The sequence below is a fragment of the Kaistia sp. 32K genome (assembly GCF_016629525.1).
GTDB lineage: Bacteria > Pseudomonadota > Alphaproteobacteria > Rhizobiales > Kaistiaceae > Kaistia.
On the sequence record NZ_AP024269.1, the window covers coordinates 5,145,023 to 5,161,336 of the forward strand.

14 protein-coding genes are annotated in these 16,314 nt (G+C 67.1%); 4 read left to right on the forward strand and 10 right to left on the reverse strand.

The window, feature by feature from the left end:
- Positions 1-62 precede the first annotated feature (62 nt).
- From K32_RS23755 to K32_RS23780, 6 genes are all read right to left on the reverse strand, one after another.
- Positions 63-1,277 carry an argininosuccinate synthase gene (locus tag K32_RS23755; RefSeq protein WP_201401846.1) on the reverse strand — a complete coding sequence of 405 codons (1,215 nt, stop codon included), beginning with the start codon at positions 1,275-1,277 and terminating at the stop codon, positions 63-65.
- Between the two features lie 137 nt (positions 1,278-1,414).
- A complete protein-coding gene (locus K32_RS23760) occupies positions 1,415-2,905 on the reverse strand; it encodes a glycosyltransferase family 39 protein (RefSeq protein ID WP_201401847.1) in 1,491 nt (496 codons plus the stop codon).
- Positions 2,906-2,927: 22 nt separating this feature from the next.
- Entirely contained in the window at positions 2,928-3,791 is an 864-nt protein-coding gene (locus K32_RS23765; protein ID WP_201401848.1) for a phosphatase PAP2 family protein, read from the reverse strand.
- 168 nt (positions 3,792-3,959) lie between these two features.
- On the reverse strand, positions 3,960-4,445 hold the full coding sequence (gene bfr, locus K32_RS23770) for a bacterioferritin (RefSeq protein ID WP_201401849.1): 486 nt from the start codon (positions 4,443-4,445) through the stop codon (positions 3,960-3,962).
- A 136-nt stretch (positions 4,446-4,581) separates the two neighbouring features.
- Positions 4,582-4,833 carry a bacterioferritin-associated ferredoxin gene (locus tag K32_RS23775; protein ID WP_201401850.1) on the reverse strand — a complete coding sequence of 84 codons (252 nt, stop codon included), beginning with the start codon at positions 4,831-4,833 and terminating at the stop codon, positions 4,582-4,584.
- 215 nt (positions 4,834-5,048) lie between these two features.
- Positions 5,049-5,744, reverse strand: a complete 696-nt coding sequence (locus tag K32_RS23780; protein ID WP_201401851.1) for a CoxG family protein — start codon at positions 5,742-5,744, stop codon at positions 5,049-5,051.
- 149 nt (positions 5,745-5,893) lie between these two features.
- Here K32_RS23780 and K32_RS23785 point away from each other — a divergent pair, with 149 nt between their 5' ends.
- From K32_RS23785 to lspA, 3 genes are all read left to right on the forward strand, one after another.
- The gene (locus tag K32_RS23785; protein ID WP_201401852.1) at positions 5,894-6,874 is read left to right on the forward strand and encodes a class I SAM-dependent methyltransferase; all 981 of its coding nucleotides are present in this window, start codon (positions 5,894-5,896) and stop codon (positions 6,872-6,874) included.
- Positions 6,867-7,703, forward strand: a complete 837-nt coding sequence (locus tag K32_RS23790; protein WP_201401853.1) for an RNA methyltransferase — start codon at positions 6,867-6,869, stop codon at positions 7,701-7,703. The genes K32_RS23785 and K32_RS23790 overlap by 8 nt, the downstream gene beginning before the upstream one ends.
- A gap of 67 nt (positions 7,704-7,770) precedes the next feature.
- The gene (gene lspA, locus K32_RS23795) at positions 7,771-8,289 is read left to right on the forward strand and encodes a signal peptidase II (protein ID WP_201401854.1); all 519 of its coding nucleotides are present in this window, start codon (positions 7,771-7,773) and stop codon (positions 8,287-8,289) included.
- A 633-nt stretch (positions 8,290-8,922) separates the two neighbouring features.
- On the opposite strand, the gene K32_RS23800 is transcribed toward lspA, so the two are convergent.
- The 4 genes from K32_RS23800 to K32_RS23815 form a co-directional block, all read right to left on the reverse strand.
- On the reverse strand, positions 8,923-10,146 hold the full coding sequence (locus K32_RS23800) for a URC4/urg3 family protein (RefSeq protein ID WP_201401855.1): 1,224 nt from the start codon (positions 10,144-10,146) through the stop codon (positions 8,923-8,925).
- A 426-nt stretch (positions 10,147-10,572) separates the two neighbouring features.
- Positions 10,573-11,832, reverse strand: coding sequence for a GTP cyclohydrolase II (locus K32_RS23805; RefSeq protein ID WP_201401856.1), 1,260 nt, complete (start codon positions 11,830-11,832; stop codon positions 10,573-10,575).
- 214 nt (positions 11,833-12,046) lie between these two features.
- Positions 12,047-13,060, reverse strand: coding sequence for an aldose epimerase family protein (locus K32_RS23810; protein WP_201401857.1), 1,014 nt, complete (start codon positions 13,058-13,060; stop codon positions 12,047-12,049).
- 74 nt (positions 13,061-13,134) lie between these two features.
- On the reverse strand, positions 13,135-14,634 hold the full coding sequence (locus K32_RS23815; RefSeq protein WP_201401858.1) for a phosphomannomutase/phosphoglucomutase: 1,500 nt from the start codon (positions 14,632-14,634) through the stop codon (positions 13,135-13,137).
- A 417-nt stretch (positions 14,635-15,051) separates the two neighbouring features.
- Between K32_RS23815 and K32_RS23820 the strand changes: the two genes are divergently transcribed.
- Positions 15,052-16,011, forward strand: coding sequence for a nucleoside hydrolase (locus tag K32_RS23820; RefSeq protein WP_244669729.1), 960 nt, complete (start codon positions 15,052-15,054; stop codon positions 16,009-16,011).
- Positions 16,012-16,314 lie beyond the last annotated feature (303 nt).

The window sequence follows — 16,314 nt, forward strand, 5'->3', positions numbered from 1 at the left end:
AACAGGCCGGTGCAACCGGCCTGTTACCTGGCTTTCTTATTCTCAGACGAGCTTCTTGATCCTCAGACGAGCTTCTTGCGGGCGGCGAGCGTCCGCAGGCGAAGCGCGTTCAGCCGGATGAAGCCGGCCGCGTCCTTCTGGTCGTAGGCGCCGCGATCGTCCTCGAAGGTGACGAGCGCGTCCGAATAGAGCGACTTCGGCGACGAGCGGCCGACGACGATGGTGTTGCCCTTGTAGAGCTTCAGCCGCACCGTGCCCTCGACATGCTCCTGGCTCTTGTCGATCAGCGCCTGCAGCATCTCGCGCTCCGGGGCGAACCAGAAGCCGTAATAGATCAGCTCCGCATAGCGGGGCATGATCGAATCCTTGAGATGCGCGGCCTCGCGGTCGAGCGTCAGGCTCTCGATGGCGCGGTGGGCGGCGAGCAGGATGGTGCCGCCGGGCGTCTCGTAGATGCCGCGCGACTTCATGCCGACGAAGCGGTTCTCGACCAGGTCGATGCGGCCGATGCCGTTGTCGCGGCCGAGCTCGTTCAGCTTGGTCAGGATCGTCGCCGGCGACATGTGCACGCCGTTGATGGAAACCGGGTCGCCCTTCTCGAAGCCGATCTCGACATAGGTGGCCTCGTCCGGGGCATCTTCCGGCGCGACGGTGCGCATGAAGACGTAGGGCGGGGCTTCCTGCGCCGGGTCTTCCAGAACCTTGCCCTCGGAGGAGGAGTGCAGCAGGTTGGCGTCGACGGAGAACGGCGCCTCGCCGCGCTTGTCCTTCGGCACGGGGATCTGGTTCTTCTCGGCGAAGTCGAGCAGGTCGGTGCGCGACTTGAAGTCCCACTCGCGCCAGGGCGCGATCACCTTGATGTTCGGGTCGAGCGCGTAAGCCGAGAGCTCGAAGCGGACCTGGTCGTTGCCCTTGCCGGTGGCGCCATGGGCGATGGCGTCGGCGCCGGTCTCATGCGCGATCTCGACGAGGCGCTTGGCGATCAGCGGCCGGGCGATCGAGGTGCCGAGCAGGTAGGTGCCCTCGTAGAGCGCATTGGCGCGGAACATCGGGAACACGAAGTCGCGGACGAATTCCTCGCGCACATCCTCGATGTAGATCTGCTTGATGCCCATCATCTCGGCCTTCTTGCGGGCCGGCTCAAGTTCTTCGCCCTGACCGAGGTCAGCGGTGAAGGTGATGACCTCAGCGCCGTATTCGAGCTGGAGCCACTTCAGGATGATGGAGGTGTCGAGCCCGCCCGAATAGGCGAGGACGACCTTCTTGACATCGGACATGGTAAGGCCGTTTCCGCGAAGATGAAGGATGGCAGCGCTTATAGTATGCGCGTCGGAGAGCGGCAACCGCAGTGGCGCCGGGCGCGAATGCGCCACGTCTCTTCGCGCGACGCCGCGTCCGCCTCGCTCGAAAATGCTTAGTCGGCAACGCCGGCGCAGAGCGGCACGGTCTCGAGCGGCGCGATCGGCTGGTCGAGCCGGTAGAGCTGGTATTGCCGGGCGGAGGTCGGGCCGCTCGCGACCGTCAGCCGTCCCTTGTCCTCGACGCTGCCGAAGAAACGGGCGAGGCGCGCCGGATCGGCGTATTCGACGACGAGCAGGGTCGGCCCGGTCGGCGGATGATCGACGATGCTGCGCGTCAGCTCGAACTGGTTGTCCGGGCCCGGATCGTCCGGCCAGACGGTGACGGCGACGGGGTCGTCGCGCAGGTAGTAGACGAGCGCCGCCGCGTCGGCGCGGCTGACCGTCGTCACCATGGTCGCGCCGGACGTTGTCGCTTCGGTGCGGACCGCGTCGCCGAGCCGGCTCCAGCCGAGCACCTGGCGGTAGATGTCGCCACGCTTCAGGAGCGGCAGCGTCACCTTGTCGGCGATGACATTGCCGACCAAGAGCACGAGCTGCGCGACGACGCCGAGGGCGAGGCCCGCCTGCACCAGGCGGAAGCGGCCGGTGCGGATCAGGAAAGCGGTGCCGAGGAGGGCGGTGGCGACGAGGCCGGAGGCGGCCCAGTTGGCGTTGGTGGTGGTCAGTATGCTGGCGACGGTGACGACCAGGATCACCGGCAGCGCGAAGGCGAGGAGCAGCCGGTCCTCGTCCGGCACACTTTGGCGCCAGGCCGTGATCGCCGCGGCCAGCGCTGCGCCCATCAGGAACGGCCCGATGATGCCGAACTGGGCGGCGAGGAAGCCGATGGCGTTGCCGAGGCTGAGCTTCAGCCCGTCGCCCGAGATGTTCTCGTTGGTATGGCGCAGCGTGACCAGGCCGTTGTTCAGGTTCCACCAGACATTGGGCGCGAGCAGCAGCAGCCCGATGGCGACGGCGAGCCAGAACCGGCCGGAGCGCAGCACGGCGCGCGATGACGGATCGAGGATGGCGGCGATCACGGCGCAGCCGATGAAATAGGCCATGGCGTATTTGGCCAGCATGCCGCAGCCGAGCGCCGCGCCGAGCAGCAGGCTCCAGCGATAGTCGCCGCCGGCGCGCAGCCGGACGAAGGCGTAGAGCGCCAGCGCCCAGAAGAACAAGAGCAGCACGTCGGTCGACAGGATCGCCGAGGAGAAGGCGACGCCCGGCGCCAGCCCGAAGCCGAGCGACGCCCAGAACGCGACGCGGCGGTCGTAGAGCGCGATGCCGATGGCGTAGATCACGAGCGAGGTGCCGAAATAGAACAGCGGCGACGGCGCCCGCACGCAGGCCTCGGCCGTGCCGCAGACCATATTGGCGGCGGCGATGGTCCAGCCGATCAGCGGCGGTTTCGAGAAATAGCCGAAGGCGAGGTGGCGCGACCAATCCCAATATTGCGCCTCGTCGACCTGCAGGTCGGTCACCGAGAAGCGCAGCGCCAGCAGGCGCGCAATTGTGAGGAGGGCGAGCCCGAGGACGAGCAGGCCGAAGCGGCTCTCCGCCAAGGGTTTCGCGGTCGCGTTTATCTCAAGTCGAGGGCCCAATCCGGTCCAGCCCGCTGCTGCTGCCTTGGCCCGATGGCCACCGGCGCGCAATACGCCTGAACGCCGGCTGCGAGGCAAGCGCGACCTTTAGGAGCGCGCTTTCTGTCGCAGCGTCGATCCGGCTGCGGAACGGTTCCTCCAGCATGACGCGGGCGAGACCCAGCATGACGACGAGCATGAGGCTCCAGGAGATCAGCATGTCGGAGAGGAAATGGCCGCCGAAGGCGAGGCGGTTGAGCGAGAGGGCGAGGGCGACGAGCCCGATCGCCATCGCCAGGGCGCGCCGATGGCGCGGCGGCGCCAGCAGGACGAGGCCGAGCAGCCAGAAGGCCGAGGCCGCCTCGCCGGAGGAGAAGGAGCAGTTGGAATGGCAGGCGCCGCTGATCTTCCAGGCGGTTTCGAACGGCGCGCCGCCGCCGAACAGGTCGACCTGGACCGGGCGCGGCCGGCCCCAGAGCGATTTCAACACGCCGTTGACGATCAGGCCCGGTCCGAGCGCCAGCGTGGCGAGCAGGTACCAGACCTTGCTGGCGCGGATCGGCATCGGGCGGGAAGGGCGGGCGAGTTTCGTCGCGAGGCTGGCGATCAGGACGACGCAGATCACGAAGACGAGGTTGGTGCCGAACCCGCGCAGCGCCCCGAGCAGCGGCGAGCGCGAGGCGGGGAAATCATCGCCGGCGTAGAAGAGCGCGGCGACGCGGATGTCGAGCGCCGGGAAGAGCACGAAGATAGCTGAAATTACCGCCAGGAGGCTGATGGCGAGCCAGAAGCGACGCTCCGTCGAACGCCCTGTCGGCGCTTCATGGCGGGCCGCCAGATCGCCGCCGGAAAGAGCCTGTCGTTCCACGGTCGGGATTCCCATTCGATTGCGGATCGGCCTTTCGGCCAGGTCGCGAATGGGAATAGCGCATGGTCTGTGACAGCCGTCAGACAGTTCCGGCCGCGTCTGGCAAAAGCCGAACGCGGCCGGGCGATCCTGTGATCTGCGCGGGCGGGGCCCGGCGGGTCCGAGGCCTTATTCGGCGTCGTTGGAGGGGGCGGCCTGCAGCTGGGCGTAGAGCTCCTTGCCGAGGTCGTTCAGGAGGCCGAGCTGGGTCTCGAGGAAGTCGATATGGCCTTCCTCGTCATGCATCAGCTCTTCGAACAGCGCCATCGAGACATAGTCGCCGGCGGCATGGCAGACGTCGCGGCCTTCCTTGTAGTAGTTGCGCGCCGTGTATTCGCCGCGCAGGTCCGCCTCGAGGACTTCCTTGATGTTCTGGCCGATCTCGAGCGGGTCCAGCACCTGCAGGTTGGGGAAGCCGTCCAGGAAGATGATGCGCGCGATCAGCTTGTCGGCGTGGTGCATCTCTTCGATCGACTCGGCCCGTTCCTTCTTGGCGAGCTTGGTGTAGCCCCAATCCTCGGTCAGCCGGTAGTGCAGCCAGTACTGGTTGACGGCCGTCAGCTCGAGGCGAAGCGCCCGGTTGAGATATTCGATGACCTTAGCATCGCCCTTCATGGCGTCGTCCTTTTCTGGAATTATTCTAATTCGAGAATAGGGCGTGCCAAAGGGATCGTCAAACCGAATTGCGACCCTGAGTGGCGCGGCTGTGAGTTCAGCGGAAGAGCTCAGCCCATGTGCTCAACCGAAAAGCTCAGCCGAAGAGCGCGACGTCCTCGCTGTCCTCGGCGCCGCTGCCGAGCGGCTCGGGGCAGGTGATGAGGGCGCCGGATTCAGCCAGAAGCTTGCGCACCAGTGCGAAGCAGACGGTGCACTGCGCCTTCATGCCGAGCGCGCGATAGACGCGGGCCGGTGTCAGCGGCTTGCCCGGCGTCTCGCGCGCCAGACGCTCGGCCGTCTCGAGGACGAGGGCCTTGGTGAGGGTATTGCAGGAACAGACGATCATGACAGGAGAGGCTGCCTCCGTGGGCTTCCGTTTCGTCAGACATAGGGTTCGGCCGGCCGCGCCGCTACCGGCTCGCCGGTCCTCGCTCCTATGTGTCGCAGCCGCGCCGCCGCTTGGCCATCCCTCATTCGCCGCCAGCGCGGCATTTCGATGGCGCTCGGCCCTTCCGGCCGCGCCCTGCGGCGCGGGCCGGAGCCTGCTTCGCCCGAAACGCCTTAGCGGCTGACGACGGCCAGGAAGAGAATGACGACGATCAGCGCCAGCAGGCCCCAGACATAGGGACCGCCGAGGAAGCCGCGTCCGGCCGCGACCTCGACCTCTTCCTCGATCTCCTCGGCGACTTCGCCGAGATTGAGCGACTCGTCGTCGATCTTGTGCTCGATGCGGTCGGTCAGTTCCTCGTTGGCAGCCGCGTCGGCGGGCTCGGCCTGGGGCGGGGTGGTCAGCGGGGTTGAGGCCATCGTCGGCTCGTCTCCAGAAAATCGGTTGGCAAGTGCGCCGAAAAATTCATCGGCCATCTTCTTGGCCGTGGTGTCTATCAGTCTTGAGCCGAGTTGCGCCAGCGTGCCGCCGACCTGACCCTGCATCGCGCAGCTTACGCGCGTCGCGCCGTTCTCCTCGGCGAGCCGCACATCGGTGCTGCCCCGGACGAAACCCGCGCCGCTGCCCTGGCCTTCGCCGCGGATCGTGTAGCTCTCGGGCGGGTTCACGTTGGAAAGCGTGGCCTGCCCGACGAAGGTTGCGGCTACGGGGCCGATCTTGGCGGCGACCCGGATACTAAAGGAGTCCGGCCCGGTCCGGGTCAGCGCCTCGCAGCCGGGAATGCAGGCTTTCACGACATCCGGATCGTTCAGCGCCCGCCATACCGCGTCGCGTCCGGCGGGGATCCGGTATTCACCCCTCCACTCCATCAGCCATGGTCCTCGCTCGGCAGTCACAATCCGTGCGTGTCGAACCTTCTTGGATTATCTTGCACGCGCCCCCCGCGACGGCAAGCCGGGCATCGTCTTCCTCGCTCGCATCGATTGGCTTTCGGCGCGGCGAAGGCTATGAACCGGCCATGACGATTTCTTCCGACATTTCTCCCGCGACGCGCGACACGAAGGCTCCGGCATCCCGCTGGCCGGTGATGCTCGAGACCGAGGGCTGGCCCGATTATGCGCTGATCGATTCCGGCCATGGCCGCAAGCTCGAGCGCTATGGCCCGTACCGCATCGTCCGGCCGGAGGCGCAGGCGCTCTGGACGCCGCGCCTTTCGGCCGAGGAATGGGATCGCGCCGACGCGATCTTCACCGGCGCCAAGGACGAGGATTCCGACGGCCGCTGGAAGTACCGGAAGCCGATCGGCGAGACCTGGCCGATGGCCTGGCCGCTGCCGCGCGCCGTCGGCGAGGGCGAGGTGCGCTTCCTCGGCCGCTTCACCGCCTTCCGCCATGTCGGCTTCTTCCCCGAGCAGGAGATGCACTGGGCCTGGTTCGGCAAGAAGATCCGCGACGCGCAATATGCCGACAAGAAGCGCGTGCCCAAGGTGCTGAACCTGTTCGGCTATACCGGCATCGCCTCCTTCGTCGCGGCGATGGCCGGCGCGCAGGTGACGCATGTCGACGCCTCGAAGAAGGCGATCGGCTGGGCCCGCGACAACCAGACCATGTCGGGGATCGCCGATCTGCCGGTGCGCTGGATCGTCGACGACGCGATGAAGTTCGTGCAGCGCGAAGTCCGCCGCGGCTCGAAATATGACGGCATCATCCTCGATCCGCCAAAGTTCGGCCGCGGCCCGAATGGCGAGGTCTGGGACATTTTCGAGCGCCTGCCCGAAATGATGGCGCTCTGCCGCCAGCTGCTCGCCGACGACGCGCTGTTCCTCTGCCTTTCCGCCTATTCGATCCGCGCCTCGTTCATGGCGATCCACGAGACCTCGGCCGAGGCGCTCGCGGGCCTTTCGGGCACGCTCGAATCCGGCGAGCTGCTGATCCGCGAGGAAGGCGGCGGCCGCACCCTCTCCACGTCGCTCTTCTCCAGGTGGTCCCGCGATGGCTGATCATTCCCCGATTTCCGCGCCCGGCGCGGTCCGGACCATCACCAGCCTGACCAATCCGACGATCAAGGACATCCGCGCGCTCGCTCTCCCGAAGCACCGCAAGGAGAGCGGCCTCTTCGTCACCGAGGGCATGAAGCTGGTCGCCGACGCGGTCGAGGAAGACTGGCCGATCAAGATCCTCGTTTACGGCGCCAAGGTTGCCGACCACCCCGTGGTCAAGCGCGTCGCGACGACGGCCCACGCAAGGGGCGGCGACGTCCTGGAAGTCTCGGAAGCGGTGCTCTCCAAAATCACCCGCCGCGATAATCCGCAGATGGTCGTCGGCGTGTTCGAGCAGCGCCTGACGCCGAAGGCGGAGATCAAGCCCGGTCCCGCCGGCGTCTGGATCGCGCTCGAGGGCATCAAGGATCCCGGCAATCTCGGCACCATCATCCGCACGGCCGACGCGGTTGGCGCCGAGGGCGTCATCCTGGTCGGCGACACGGTCGATCCGTTCGGCGTCGAGGCGGTGCGCGCCACCATGGGCTCGATCTTCCACATGAAGCTCGCCCGCATGAACGTCGCCGAGTTCAAGGAATGGCGGAAGGGCTGGCCCGGCATCGTCGTCGGCACGCATCTCTCCGGCAAGTCCGACTATCGCACGATCGATTACGACCGGCCGGTGATGCTGTTCATGGGCAACGAGCAATCGGGGCTGCCGGACGATCTCGCCGCGCTTTGCGATCACCTGGTCAAGATCCCGCAGGCGGGAAGGGCGGATTCGCTCAATCTCGCGATCGCCACCGGCGTGATGCTCTACGAAATCCGCCGCGACAAGCTGAAGCTCTGACGTCCCGCCGGTTCGCGGTGTCCCCCGCGAGCCGCCGCTCCCTTCGACCCAAACGCCGGGAACCGCGATGAAGCACGAGACGGACATCCAGGCCGAGACGGCCCGCATCCCCGGCCCGCTCTCGGCGCTCGGGCTTTCGATCATCATGCTGACCGTCGCGATCGACCAGTTGTCGAAATGGATCGCCGACGCCAATCTCGTCTACCAGCAGGGCATCGAGCTGGTGCCGAATTTCCTGGCGCTCTACCGCGTCAACAATACCGGCATCGCCTTTTCGCTCGGCAACAGCGCCGACAGCGTCATCCTGGTCATCCTGACCTCGATCGTCACGCTGGTCATCCTGTATGTCTGGCGCGGCTCGACCGAGGGCGGCCGCCTTGCGGCCGCCGGCTTCGCGCTGATCGTCGGCGGCGCGATCGGCAACCTGATCGACCGCGTCTGGCACGGCCACGTCATCGATTTCCTTTTCCTGCACTGGGGCGCGCGCGGCTTCTTCGTCTTCAACCTGGCCGACGTCGCCCTCTCGATCGGCCCGGTCCTGCTCGCCTGGGTCTATTTGTTCCACGGCAGCAAGAAGGCGGGCTGAGGTCTCTTCCCGGAACCGCGCTGCTCCTTCACCTCTCCCTGTGGGAGAGGTGAATGAAGCAAGACCCTCTCCCGCGAGCGGGAGAGGGAGATCGCCGGCGCTCGTTGCTGCGTTCAATGCCAATGAAGCACGCTGACCGAAGCCCTCGCCCGCTTGCGGGAGAGGGTTGGGTGAGGGGCTTGTTGCCTCTTGCTTGAACCTCCCCCTTGAGGGGAGGTCGAAAACGCGCTTCGCGTTTTCGGGAAGGGGGGCGGCTTGTGACAACCCCGACGAAGAACCCCTCCCCAAGACCGCTCGACGCGGTCTTGACCCTCCCTCAAGGGGAGGGTTCAGGCCCTGCGTGCTTCGAGACGGCCCTGCGGGCCTCCTCAGCATGTTGAGGCCGGTACTGGCGAATGGTGGGGGAGGGACAAAATCCCCAACATGCTGAGGAGCGGCCGGCGGCCCGCCTTCGGCGGTCTTGACCCTCCCTCAAGGGGTGGGTTCAGGCCGTGCGTGCTTCGAGATGGCCCTGCGGGCCTCCTCAGCATGATGAGATCGGTACTGGCGAGTGGTGGGGCAGGGACAAATCCCCAACATGCTGAGGAGCGGCCCATAGGCCGCGTCTCGAAGCACGCACCCCGTCTCAGCCCCTCAAAACACCGTGCCGTCGCTCTCGATCGCCAGCGGCGGGCCGCCGTCGGCGCGCTTTTCCCTGGCGATGCGGCGGCCGGCCGCCCAGGTGCCGCCTTCCAGAACTTTTGCCAATGGCAGCGCGTCGGCGTCCAGTCCCAGCTTGTCGCGGATCAGCGCGGCGGTGCGGTCGAGGAGGGCGACCGTCAGCCCCCGCCATTCGACGATGAACTCGTCCTCGGCCTTCCAGCGCCGGCTCGTCGCGGAAGCATCCTTCGGCGCCAGCACGCCTAGGTCGAGGAACAATCCGCCATTGCGGTATTCCGGCAGGCCGGTCAGCCCGTCGAGATCGACGACCTCGACGCCGGTCCAGATCAGCGGCTCGATCAGCGAATAGGTCAGCCATTGCGACAGCTTGTGGAACGGCATCAGCCCCGACGTGGCGTCGTCGGTCGCGAGCTTGCCGTGCTGCCAGGTATCGCCGAGCGCCACGCCCTCGCGCAGCAGCCGGCTCGGCCAGATCGGCCCGAACGCCTCCAGCACCAGCTCCAGGATTTTTGGGGCCGACACCCGGCCGTCCTCGTCGGCGCTGGCGAGCACCGTGTCGAACAGCCCGCCCGGCCGCGCCTCCTCGGTGCCGAACAGATCGGCGCGGTCGGCGACGACGCGGCCGAGCGCGTTCAGGAGCTTGGCGCGACCCTCGAGCCCGACCATCGGATTCTCGGGCGTGACCTGGAAGCCCTCGGCCAGGTCGGACGCTTCCAGCACGGCGAGGGCCGCCGCGTCGGCGCGGAGCGGATCGGCCGGGTCCTGCGAGAACAGGCCCGAGGCGAACATGGCGAAGCTCGCGACGCCGAGGCCTTCCGAGCGGGAGAAGGTCTCGCCGGTCGCCGCCTCGTGATAGCGCCAGTCGGGGCCGGCGCCGGCGTCGAGCAGCACGCTGACGATGGCGAGATCGTAAGCCGCGCGACCGAAGACGAGCGGATCGGTGATGCCGGCGGCGTCGACCAGCCCGCCGAAGCGGTCGATCTCACCGGCCTCAAAATGGCGCCAGCGCGCATGGAACGGGATTTCCAGCTCCGGATACGCCTCGCGCGCCGTCTCGATGACATAGTCGGCCACCGCCGGCAGTTTTGTGAGATCGACGGCGAAATGATCGAGCTCACCCGCGATGGCGAGATCGAGCAGCCGGTTGGCGCGCTCGCGCACGGCGGCAGCGGTGAGGAGGGAGGGGATCGAGGCCAATGGGTAGCTCCGTCAGGACGAGGGGCGACTGATGACACCTCTCCCGGAGGGAGAGATCGACGGGAAGGCAAGCGGGAGAGGGTTTACGGTGTTTCCGGAGAGGGCGTAAACCCTCACCCGGACCTGCCGGCCGACCTCTCCCTCAGGAGACCTTGCAGAACACCGAAGGTCGCCATGTTTTTCAATGCCTATGGGCAGGGCCTCGTCGCCCCGGCGGAGGCCGGGGCCCATGAACACCGGCCAAGAAAGCCTGGTCCAGCCTATCCGCGACCGGCCGGTGTGTATGGATCCCGGCCTTCGCCGGGATGACGACGGAGCGTGGCAAGACCCGACTAGCGCGATGAAGGCCGTGTTGCGTCCCGAACGCTGGCGACCGTCTCGGAGGTCGGTTCCCTCCCCGCAAGGGGGAGGGGGAAGAATGAGCCCTCAGTATTTCTCCAGCGGGCGGCCGATCGTGTGGGCGAGATCGTCGGCGGTGGGCGGGGCGTCGGCGGTGAAATAGCCGGCCGCCTTCTTCGCCTCCATCTCGACCCGCGCGTCGATCGGGATCAGTTCGTCGGGGATCGGCACGCGTTCGCCGATGGTGATGCCCGAGCCGGTGATGGCGTCGTATTTCATGTCCGACATCGAGACGAAGCGGTCGATCTTGCTGATCCCCAGCCAGTGCAGCACGTCCGGCATCAATTGCTGGAAGCGGGCGTCCTGCACGCCGGCGACGCATTCGGTGCGCTCGAAATAGGTCGCCGCCTGGTCGCCGCCCTGCTGCCGCTTGCGGGCGTTGTAGACCAGGAATTTCGTCACCTCGCCAAGCGCCCGGCCTTCCTTGCGGTTGTAGACGATCAGCCCGATGCCGCCCTTCTGCGCCTCCTTCACCGCCTCCTCGATGCCGTGGATCAGATAGGGCCGGCAGGTGCAGATGTCGGAGCCGAACACGTCGGAGCCGTTGCATTCGTCATGCACGCGGCAGGCGAGGCGGCGCCTGGGATCGGCGATCGCGTCGGCGTCGCCGAAGATGTAGAGCGTCATCCCGCCGATCGGCGGCAGGAACAGGTCGAGGTCGGGCCTGGTGACGAGCTCCGGATACATGCCGCCCGTCTGCTCGAACAGGGTGCGGCGCAGCTGGTCCTCCGCCACGCCGAAGCGCGTTGCGATGCCGGGCAGGTGCCAGACCGGGTCGATCGCCGCCTTGGTGACGGCGACGTCGCCATTGTCGTGCACGATCGTCCCGTCGATCGGGATGCGCTTCAGCCTTATCGCCTCGTGCAGCTCGATCATGGTGAGCCGCGCCTTGGTGATGGCGATGGTCGGGCGGATGTCGACGCCCTCGGCAATGAGGTCGGAAAAGAGATCCGCCGCGAGATGGCCGAACGGATCGAGCGAGACGATCTTGCCCGGCTCCGACCATTGCGGATGCGGGCCGATGGTGACCGCCGGCGCGGTGTTGCGGAAATCCGGCCGCTGGATCGGGTTCAGCGCGCCGGAGGAGACGGCGAGCGCGCGATAGAGCGAATAGGAGCCGCCATGCGTGCCGATCACGTTGCGGTCGGCCGGGTTCGAGACGGTGCCGACGACGGGCCCTCGTTTGCGGGGATCGGCGTCGCCCCAGCGGATCGGAAAGCGCACCGGCGCCTGGGCGCCCGGATGCGAGGTCAGGCGGATATGCGTCGAACGGTTGATCGTCGTCATGATGCTCCAGCGAACCGGACTGCGAGAGCACGTCAGCATGATCCGCTGCGCTGCGGAAGGGAAGAAAAATCGCGTGTTTGGCCTCGCCGTCATCCCCGCGAAGGCGGGGATCCATGCAGCCGCAACCTCGGGAGTTTCATCGATCCGCAACCCGGCTGAATGGATCCCGGGTCAAGCCCGGGATGACGGCGAGCGCGCGGGAGCGCCGGAGCCGTCACCCCGTCCGGCTGAACGAGAACAGCGTCTCCTGGCGGTAGGTCTCGCCGGGGCGGAGGATGGTGTTGGGGAAATCCGGCCGGTTCGGCCCGTCGGGGAAGAGCTGCGCCTCGAGGCAGAGGCCGGAATTGGGCCCGTAGACCTCGCCGTTGATGCCGGGGTCGAGCGCCTTGATGCCCTGGCCGCCATAGAGCTGCACGCCGGGCTCGGTCGACAGCACGTCGAGCGCGACGCCGCCCTTCGACGAGGCGAGGCGGGCGAGCGGATGCGGCGTCGCCGATTTCTCGCGCACGACGACGAAATTGTGGTCGTAGCTGTCGACGACGCCGTCATGCCCTTGGCCGACCGGGCGGCCGGCGCGGAAGTCGAACGGCGTGCCCTCGACGGGGCGGAATTCGCCGGTCGGGATCTTGCCGGCGTCGACCGCCAGATAGGTCTCGGCCGGGATCGTCAGCACGTGGTCGCGGACCGTGCCGGCACCGTCGAGGTTGAAATAGCTGTGCTGCGCCAGGTTGACCGGCGTCGGCCTGTCGGTGGTGGCGCGGATCGAGGTGCGGAGCGTCCCCGGCGCGTCGATCGCATAGGTGAGCTCGACCTCGACCGTGCCGGGATAGCCCTCGTCACCATCCGCGCCGGTGATGGCGAGCGTCACGCTCGAGGCGTCGGCGCGGGCGAGCTTCCAGACGCGCGTGCCGAAGCCCTTGAAGCCGCCATGCAGGTGGTTCGGCGCCTCGTTCGGCGAGACCTGGAAATCCTCCCCGTCGATCGTGAAGCGGCCGCCCGCGATGCGGTTCGCGAAGCGGCCGGCGACGGCGCCGAAATAGTTGGGATTGCGCAGATAGCCTTCGATCGTGTCGTAGCCGAGCACCAGCGGATGCGGCACGCCGGCGAGCCGGATGTCCTGGATCACCGCGCCATAGGTCAGGACCGTCGCCGTCAGGTCGCCATTCGAGATGGTGATCGCCTCGACGGGCGTGCCGTCCGGAAGGGCGCCGAAGGAGCGGGAGGGCATGGGAACAACTCCGGGAGAAGGGAAAGCGGAAGTGTGCCCCGATCCCCCCGCCGAGGGAAGATCGGAGCCGGGCTTCAGATCGTCTGGTTGTAGGCGCCGACTTCGGGGTTCTCGCGCAGCACACCGTCAACGGCCTTGAAGATCTCGTGCATGCGCGCCTCGGAGACCGGGCTTTCGACCACGACGACCAGCTCCGGCTTGTTCGACGAGGCGCGGACGAGGCCCCAGGTGCCGTCCTCGGTGACGACGCGGACACCATTCACCGTGACGAGATCGACGATCTTCTGCCCGGCGACCAGCTCGCCCTTCGCCCGCTTCTCCTCGAACCGGGCGACCACCTTGTCGATGACGCCATACTTCTTCTCGTCGTCGCAATGCGGCGACATGGTCGGCGAGCCCCAGGTCTTGGGCAGGGCGTTCTTCAGGTCCGCCATGGTCTTGCCGGGGTTGCGGTCGAGCATGTCGAGAATGGCGAAGGCCGAGACCAGGCCGTCGTCATAGCCGCGGCCGATCGGCTGGTTGAAGAAATAGTGGCCGGACTTCTCGAAGCCGGCGAGCGCGTTCAGCGCGTTGACACGGCGCTTCAGATAGGAATGGCCGGTCTTCCAGTAATCCGCCTTGGCGCCGTTGGCGATCAGCACGGGATCGGTGGCGAAGAGCCCCGTCGACTTGACGTCGACGACGAAGGTCGAGTTCGGATGGAGCGCCGAGAGGTCGCGCGCCAGCATGACGCCGACCTTGTCGGCGAAGATCTCCTCGCCCTCATTGTCGACGACGCCGCAGCGGTCGCCGTCGCCGTCGAAGCCGAGGCCGACGGCCGCGCCATGCTCGAGCACCGCGTCGCGGATCGCGTGCAGCATCTTCATGTCTTCGGGGTTCGGATTGTAGCGCGGGAAGGTGAAGTCGAGCTCGGCGTCGAGCGGGATCACCTCGGCGCCGATCATCTCCAGCGCCTTCGGCGCGAACGCGCCGGCCGTGCCGTTGCCGCAGGCGGCGATCACCTTGATCGGGTGCTTCAGCTTCGGCCGGTTGGTGATGTCGGCCATGTAGCGGGCCGGGTAATTGTCGTGGAACACATAGGAGCCGCCGCCGCGAAGGTCGAAGGCGGCCGTCAGCACGATCTCCTTCAGCCGGGTCATCTCGTCGGGGCCGAAGGTCAGCGGCCGCGCCGCGCCCATCTTGACGCCGGTCCAGCCATTCTCGTTGTGCGAGGCGGTAACCATGGCGACGGCGGGCACGTCGAGATCGAACTGGGCGAAATAGGCCATCGGCGTCACGGCGAGGCCGATATCGTGCACCTTGACGCCAGCCGCCATCAGGCCGGTCACGAGCGCCAGCTTGATCGAGGCCGAATAGGAGCGGAAGTCGTGGCCGGTGACCAGCTCGCGCTTGACGCCGAGCTCGCCCAGCAGCGTGCCGAGGCCCATGCCGAGCGCCTGCACGCCCATCAGGTTGATCTCGTCGCCGAACAGCCAGCGCGCGTCATATTCCCGGAAGCCGGTCGGCTTCACCATCGGCTTCGATTCGAAGTCGTAGGTGTTGGGAACGAGCTTGGGTACCGGCGTCGGAAACATGGGGAACTCCCGTCAAAAAGGCTGGGCGGAGATTGGCGCGGAAATCGTTGCCAAACTGACACCAGGGTGGGCATTGCGCGGATCGGCCCGTTGAATGGGCTTTATCTCTTTGTCGCGTTTTCTTCACGCGAACCGGCATCCACTTCGCTCGAAACCGCTCCAGCATAGCCGCTGCACGCATCGCTTGCATCTTCGCGCGGTTTGCATGTCGGCGAGCGTGTTCGACCCGTCGTCGCAGTAAACCCGTGGCCGCCAGCGCGGTTCCGCGATTCGAGCGCGCGCCCGGCCCGACGCAGCCGGCGCCACGGCTTGACGCTCCGGCGCGAGCCCCCCTAACGTCCGCCGGTCCCGCCTTTGACCCTTGGTCGGAGCGTGATTCCCGCCTTTCGTTCTTCTCTGCCCATTGGAGTGCCGCGCGTGGCCCAGAAGCTCATTCTCGACGTCGACACCGGAACCGACGACGCCGTCGCCATCATGCTGGCGGCGCTGCATCCGGAAATCGAGCTGATCGGCGTCACCACCGTCAACGGCAATGTCGAGGTCAAGTTCTGCACCGACAACACGCTTCGCGTGCTCGACCATATCGGCCGCTCCGACATCCCGGTCTATGAGGGCTCGAACCGCCCGTTCGTGCGCGGCAATTTCCCGGTCGCCCGCGGCGTCACCGACCAGGCGTCCAAGTTCCATGTCGAGACGCTGCCGGTGCCGGCGGCGAAGTCGAAGAAGGCCGACAAGGGCGCCGTCGACTATCTCGTCGAGACCTATCGCAATGCCAAGGATCCGATCGCGCTGATGCCGGTCGGCCCGCTCACCAACATCGCGGCAGCACTCGCCGCCGATCCGGATTTCGCCAAGCGCGTGCCGGAGCTGATCATCATGGGCGGCGGCCACGAGATCGGCAACATGACGCCCTCGGCCGAGTTCAACATCTGGGCCGATCCGGAAGCGGCGGCGCGCGTCTTCTCGGCCGGCTTCGAGAAGGTGACGCTGGTGACGCTCGACGCGACGCACCGGGCGCTGGTCTCCTATGCCGATTGCGACCGCCTCGCAGCCCTCGGCACGCCCGCCGGCAAGGCGACGTCGGACATCGTCCGCTTCCGCATCGAGATGCACGACATCGCCCAGAAGATGGACGTGCTCGGCACCGCGCCGGTGCATGACGCCGTCTGCGTCGCCTATCTGGTCGACCGCGAGATTTTGACGACGCGCCACCTGCATGTCGACGTCGAGACTTCAGGCGCGCTGACCGTCGGCCGCACGGTGATCGACACGCATTTCCGGGGAAATCGCGCCCCGAACGCCCACGTCGCCTTCGACGCCGACCCCAAGCGCTTCGTCGACATACTGGCCGAGATTTTTGCCCGCCCGCACGGGTAGGCCGCGCGCCACACTCGCCGTCATCCCTGCGAAAGCAGGGATCCACAGGGGCCGGGGCCTTGGGCGCGGAGGCGCCTTTCACGGCGAACCTCCCGATGCCACGGCTGCATGGATCCCGGCTCGGAGGCCGGGATGACGGCGAGCGTGTGGAGGCGACGTGCGCAGCTGGCGGAGTGACAAGCGGGTGCCGCTCCCGTCGCGCGCTCCGTCCCGGCCTCACGCTCCTCGTCATCCCTGCGAAAGCAGGGATCCACAGGGGCCGGAGCCTCTCCGGTAGGAACCCGGCTGAATGGATCCCGGCTC

What these genes read in the sequence shown, in the direction of transcription:
- K32_RS23790 (WP_201401853.1), top strand. Translation starts at nt 6,867, where the DNA reads ATGGCTGATCATTCCCCGATTTCCGCGCCCGGCGCGGTCCGGACCATC.
- lspA (WP_201401854.1), top strand. Translation starts at nt 7,771, where the DNA reads ATGAAGCACGAGACGGACATCCAGGCCGAGACGGCCCGCATCCCCGGC.
- K32_RS23815 (WP_201401858.1), bottom strand. Translation starts at nt 14,634, where the DNA reads ATGTTTCCGACGCCGGTACCCAAGCTCGTTCCCAACACCTACGACTTC.
- K32_RS23810 (WP_201401857.1), bottom strand. Translation starts at nt 13,060, where the DNA reads ATGCCCTCCCGCTCCTTCGGCGCCCTTCCGGACGGCACGCCCGTCGAG.
- K32_RS23775 (WP_201401850.1), bottom strand. Translation starts at nt 4,833, where the DNA reads ATGATCGTCTGTTCCTGCAATACCCTCACCAAGGCCCTCGTCCTCGAG.
- K32_RS23805 (WP_201401856.1), bottom strand. Translation starts at nt 11,832, where the DNA reads ATGACGACGATCAACCGTTCGACGCATATCCGCCTGACCTCGCATCCG.
- K32_RS23780 (WP_201401851.1), bottom strand. Translation starts at nt 5,744, where the DNA reads ATGGAGTGGAGGGGTGAATACCGGATCCCCGCCGGACGCGACGCGGTA.
- K32_RS23785 (WP_201401852.1), top strand. Translation starts at nt 5,894, where the DNA reads ATGACGATTTCTTCCGACATTTCTCCCGCGACGCGCGACACGAAGGCT.
- bfr (WP_201401849.1), bottom strand. Translation starts at nt 4,445, where the DNA reads ATGAAGGGCGATGCTAAGGTCATCGAATATCTCAACCGGGCGCTTCGC.
- K32_RS23755 (WP_201401846.1), bottom strand. Translation starts at nt 1,277, where the DNA reads ATGTCCGATGTCAAGAAGGTCGTCCTCGCCTATTCGGGCGGGCTCGAC.